Here is a 247-nt window from a genome sequence, read left to right as displayed (position 1 = left end):
CCAACCTTGACCGCTTCTTCGACGACGTACTGGATGGCTGGCTTGTCGACCACCGGCAGCATTTCCTTTGGCATCGCCTTGGTGGCGGGAAGGAAACGGGTACCAAGACCCGCGGCAGGGATGACAGCTTTACGGACAGCATTGTTATCGAGAGTCACCGGACTAATCTAACGGAAGTAGCACGGCAACGGGTAAACCCCCGCCGAGCCGGACTGCACTATTGCGGGATTACTCTGTACCCGACGCC

At 58.3% G+C, this 247-nt stretch carries 1 protein-coding gene; it reads right to left on the bottom strand.

The genetic code is table 11. The annotated features are described in order from the left end of the window. On the bottom strand, window positions 1–158 hold a 158-nt coding region (locus SB847_RS21910; protein WP_410578831.1), incomplete at its 3' end, for a sugar phosphate nucleotidyltransferase. Window positions 159–247 lie beyond the last annotated feature (89 nt).

It is taken from the genome of Bacillus sp. SIMBA_026 (assembly GCF_046535335.1).
GTDB classification, from domain to species: domain Bacteria; phylum Bacillota; class Bacilli; order Bacillales; family Bacillaceae; genus Bacillus; species Bacillus velezensis.
This window is presented reverse-complemented; position numbering and strand designations above follow the sequence as displayed.